3 protein-coding genes and 1 pseudogene are annotated in these 5,066 nt (G+C 69.8%); all 4 read left to right on the forward strand.

The window, feature by feature from the left end; translation table 11 throughout:
- Nucleotides 1-349, forward strand: a 349-nt coding sequence (locus tag IG99_RS43020; RefSeq protein ID WP_037684442.1) for a DUF6807 family protein, incomplete at its 5' end; no start/stop codon positions are given.
- Between the two features lie 802 nt (nt 350-1,151).
- Nucleotides 1,152-2,705: a serine/threonine-protein kinase gene (locus IG99_RS44675; RefSeq protein ID WP_158973385.1), complete on the forward strand. Its 1,554-nt coding sequence runs from the start codon at nt 1,152-1,154 to the stop codon at nt 2,703-2,705.
- A gap of 494 nt (nt 2,706-3,199) precedes the next feature.
- Nucleotides 3,200-4,201, forward strand: a complete 1,002-nt coding sequence (locus IG99_RS43030) for a PaaX family transcriptional regulator (RefSeq protein WP_234312174.1) — start codon at nt 3,200-3,202, stop codon at nt 4,199-4,201.
- Nucleotides 4,202-4,680: 479 nt separating this feature from the next.
- A pseudogene (locus tag IG99_RS43035) lies at nt 4,681-5,066 on the forward strand (RICIN domain-containing protein); the annotation flags it as partial.

Here is a 5,066-nt window from a genome sequence, read left to right on the forward strand (position 1 = left end):
GGGCGGCGACGAGGTCCGCGGGCGGCGCATGCCGTGGATGGCTTTCGCGGGCCGCCACGACGAGACGGACGCCGAGTCGCTGGTGCTCATGGTCGACGATGCGGCCAACCCGAGTCACCCGCCGCAGTGGTTCGCCCGTACAGAGGAGTTCGCCTGCCTCAACCCCGCACCGTTCTTCAGCGAGGAGCTGACCATCGAGGACGGGGCGACCGTGCGGTTCCGCTACGGCGTCGGGATCGCCGATGCCGACGCGAACGCGGCTCCCGCACTCGCCGACGCGGTACGCCGGGTGCTCACACCGTCCGCACATGCCGCAGAATCCTCTGCAGGGCGCTTCGGGACGGAGTGATCCGACCCTGCTCGCTGTGCAACCCCCCGACGTGCACTCCCCGCTCACCAGGGAGTGCACGCCTTCCTCGCCACCCCGGCCGCTGCGATCGCCGTAGACGCCACTCGTGACGGGCATCGCAACGGCCGGCTCCTGCTCGGCGAACCGTGAGACGGCGGGCGTCCTGACGCTGCTCAGTTCCTGCTCGCCTCGAACCGGACGAGGTGGCCGTGGCTGAGTGCGCGTACCTGTTGATGGCTGTCGGCCAATCCCTGCCCGTAGCCACTGCAAGCGAGCGAAGCAGGAGGACAGTCCCGCGCGCAGCGCCGGCCTGTGGTGGGCGAGCAGCGAGGAACTCGGTCCTGAGCGCGGAGCTTCGCGGTTCACTGTTGGTTCCCCGGCGCACGCACCGGCCGTAGCTCCTCCAGACCTAGCGCGTCCGTCTCCGCGCCTGAGCACGCAGTTCGCAACGCGGCCCAGGTCGCCGGGTCGAGCCCGAGCGGGTGGCACGCACGAGCCGACTGAAGGGCCGGTTTCCCGGGCGGACTCGCCCCCGCCCGCGTCCGCCGTGACTTCCGGCACATTCGCTGCAAGACCGCCCACCCTGCCCGAGCACCTCCCCGGCCCGGATCTTCCCTCCTGACCGTCCACTTGGCCTCTCGGCCGGTGAGGGGGCCTCAGGCTGCCAGGAGTTTCGCTGAGAATAGTGTGTTGCGGGTGCAACAGGTGATGCTTGGCGCGGACGCCACGGATGCGGTGCTTGGTGGTGCTGGTCCGGGGGGCTGAACCTGATCGGCAGTGCACAAAGGAGAGGGCGCGGGGCGTGGAATTGCTGGACGAGTCGGATCCCGGGGCTGTTGGGGGTTATCCCCTGCTGGCGCGGCTCGGTGAGGGTGGCATGGGGCGGGTGTATCTGTCCCGGACGGTGTCGGGGCGTCCGCTGGCGCTGAAGACGGTGCGTGCCGAGTTCGGACGGGAGCAGGGGTTCGAGGAGCGGTTCGCGCGGGAAATCCGTAACAGCGACCAGGTGCGCTCCCCCTGGACGCCTGCGGTGGTGGACTACAGCCCGGTGGGGCAGCGCCCGCAGTGGCTCGCCACCGAATACGTGGCGGCGCCGTCCCTGGCGGAGTGGGTGCGGCGGTACGGCCCGCTGCCCGAGCCGTGCGTACTGGCACTGGCTTCCGAACTTTTCGGGGCGCTGGGAGCGGTACACGGGGCCGGGCTGGCCCACCGGGATGTCAAGCCGTCCAATGTGCTGCTGGGCCGCCGTAGTCCGTTGCTCATCGATTTCGGAATCGCCCGCGCGAGGGAGGACTCGCGTCACACGAGGACCGGTGGTGTGATCGGCACTCCCGGCTATCTGGCGCCGGAGCAGGCGAGTGCCGGGGAATCGGGTGCGCCCGGTGATGTGTTCTCGCTGGCTGCGGTGCTGGTGTACGCGGCGACGGGACGGGGCCCGTTTTCCCGTCCGAACGAGGAGTTCTCGCCCGCGGTGCAGCTCTACCGCATCGTGCATCAGGAGCCGAACCTCGACGGCGTTCCGACGGCCCTGATCCCGTTCTTGCGGTCCTGTCTGGCCAAGGACCCCGAGCAGCGGCCCACGCCCGGCACTGTCAGCGTTCTGTTGGAACGTCTGGGCGGCCGGTGCGGTACCTGGCCGCAGTTGCTGCCCGAGGCGCTGGAAAAAGATCTCACCGTGCGGGAGGAGGAGGCGCACGCGTTGATCTCCACGACAGTGCGATCGCCATCCGTGCCGGCTGTGTCACGTGAGCCCGAAGACGGCCCGGCTCCGGCCGACGCGGCGACCGCCGTCCTGCCGCCTTCCGACGCTGTGCGACGGTGGGTGTCAAGCCGTACCGGCAGGGTGGTCGTCGGGACCACGGCCGCGGCCCTGATGGCTACGGCAGGCACGTTCGTGGTGCAGCGCTTCTCCGGCGATGACGCCTCCGGCGGAACGCCTTCGCCGTCGTCCGCGGCCACATCGCTTCCCGCGGCCTGGGCAGGTACATGGGTCGGCACCGGGCCGGGCAATCCCACCCCCGACGATGATAATCAGCGCCGAACCAACCGGTTCACCTTCACTCTGACACTCCACCCGGCACAACGGGGTGAACTGGCGGGCAAGCAGGTCAGCAACGTGACCGAAGTGAACACCCGCCTTGAGCTGGGATGCACCGAGACCCTGCAATTGCGGGAGGTACGCAAAGCCTCAATGGTCCTCAAGGCTGTCACCAGCCAATCCACCGACCCGTCGGCCGAAGTGGCCTGCGCCACAGGCAATGTCTACGTCGTCACGATGACCGGCCGAGACACCCTGAGCCTGAGCGACGAGGGTGACCAGTCCGCCGGGGCGCCGTCCACCCTCACCCGGCGGTGACGGCTGCGCCCGCCGACCACGCGATGCCAAGCCCTTCCCATCCATTGCCGGCTTCGCTGACGCCGTAGCGCCCCGTCGCCTGCGCCCTCCGCACGGACTCCCAGCCGCGACCTGCGTAAAGCAGTCCTGGTCGCCTCCTGATGGACGACCGGGACCGGCCGGTACGCAGCCCGGAGCGCGACGTCCAGGGCAGTACGTGGGCGGCGCGGGAGCGCGAAGCGCAGCGGGAGGCAGGGGTGCCGAGCCCGCCACCGGCATCGAGGTGATCAACCAGCACGGCCGGACAGTGCTTGCCATGAGCGCCATGAACCCCTTCCTGCGCCGCCAGGTCATCATCGGGCCAGGATGACGGTTCGCTGCCACCCCTCGAAGAACGCCGGTGTTGTTCACCCGGGCACTGTCCGGGCACCTTCACTTCACCGGTGCGCGGAGGTCCCGCCGGGCGGGCCGATCCCGGCGGAGCTCCACCCGACGATTTCCCAACCGTTAAAGTGGTGCCGATCCTGTCCACCGCGTCGGAGCCGACCTTGCCGAACCTGTCCCACCTCGAGGAGATCTTCTCCGACGAGGGTGACGGCGCCGCCGGCCCCGTGCGGTCGCCCGGCTGGCAGAGCACTGTCTCGCCACAGGGTCTCGCGGTGACGTTGATCGCCGACTACACGTTCCCCGTCCGGTCCTGGTTGCCGTCCGCGGCGATCGTGGCGCTGCTCGGCGATTTCCAAGTGACCGCGGGCGCCGCCCGTACGACGATCAGCAGGCTGATGCGCCGTGGGGTGCTGGAGGGCAGCCGGCAAGGGCGGTACAGCTCCTACCGGCTGACGTCTCAGGCCGCCGTCGATCTGTGGAGCGGCGCCAGCTCGATCGCCACCTTCACCACTCAGCCCGACTCGTGGGACGGACGGTGGACACTGATCGCCTTCTCCGTTCCGGAACAGGAGAGCACGCGGCGGCGGGCGTTGCGCACCGCGCTGCGTTGGCGCGGGTTCGCGCCGCTGTACGACGCGCTCTGGGTGTCGCCGCACCCCCTGACCCCCAAGGGGCGGATCGAGGTGGCCGACCTGGCGCGGGGAGCGGTGACCGTGTTCCGCGCGCGGCAGGAGGAACTGGACACGGACGTCGCCCGCAACCCGGTCGAATCGTGGGACCTGACCGGCATCGCCGAGCACTACCACGCGTTCATCAGTCGTTGGAGCGGCTTGCTTGCGCACATCAGCGCCGACGGCGTCACCGGTGCCGACGCGGTGCGCGCCCGGACCGAGGTCATGCACGCCTACCGGCACTTCCCCATCCTGGACCCGTTGCTCCCCATCGGGCTGCTGCCATCCGACTGGCCCCGGTCACGGGCGCGGGAAGTCTGCGTCGCGGTGTACGACGGGCTGCTCCAGCCCGCCCAGGACCATGTCCGCGCCGTGATGACCCGATTCGCGGAGGGACCTCACCTCGACGTCAGGGCCCATACGATCGCCGGCATGAGTGCGGGTATCGGTCACGGCTGACAAGGGACCGTCGCGAGCGTGACCGGGCGGTGTGCGGAGACGCCACACCGCGCCGCCCGCCCCTCGATCTGTCGAATGCGCGTCGAAGACAACAGAGTTGGGCGCCAATGATTGACAGACCGGTACCCGATCGGGACTCTGACTGTTGCAACCCCGATGTGGGAACGCTCCCAGAGGCGCGGCACACGACAAGTGGGAGGAGATGCCTCCTCTGTCACGCTTCCGCAGGGGGGCGGCAGGTGGTCACCGGCTCGCCGTCGCCGTGTCTCTGCCCGCAAGGCAACGCCACATCCATCACCGCCACGGTCGCTGCCACAGGCAGGACCGGAACGTCCTCCACCGTGCGTGATACGCCCACCTGACCACCCCCACGGCTACAACCCCACCACCTCGGTCAGTGCGACCGCCCCGGCATCACCGATGCCTCTTCCCGGCACCTGACCGAGCAGCGCTCCGCACCCCCCACACCAGGAGTCTTCATGACCATGCAACGGCGTAGTTTCCTGACCCTGAGCGCAGCCGGAGCCGCGGGCGTAGGCATGTCCCTGCTCGGCACGGGACAGGCAGGCGCCACCGCGAGGGCCGGCGCTCCGGCCCAGCGGTTCGCGGTCGGCGTGCGCCAGTACGCCTGGAGCCGCGGCAGCCGCCGGTGGACCACCTACGTCTACTACCCCGCCACCGGCACCCCCGGTGGCTCCCCGGTCACCAACGCCCCCGTCGCCCAGGGCGTCTTCCCGGTCTGTGAGTTCATGCACGGCTTCAGCAGCAGCCCGCAGAAGTCACTGGCGATCATCCGCCCCCTGGCCGAGGCCGGCTTCATCGTCCCCGCCCCCCACTTCGCCAACCTCAACGGCGGAGACGTCTA

This window comes from Streptomyces griseus subsp. griseus (genome assembly GCF_000720255.1).
Classification (GTDB): domain Bacteria; phylum Actinomycetota; class Actinomycetes; order Streptomycetales; family Streptomycetaceae; genus Streptomyces; species Streptomyces griseus_I.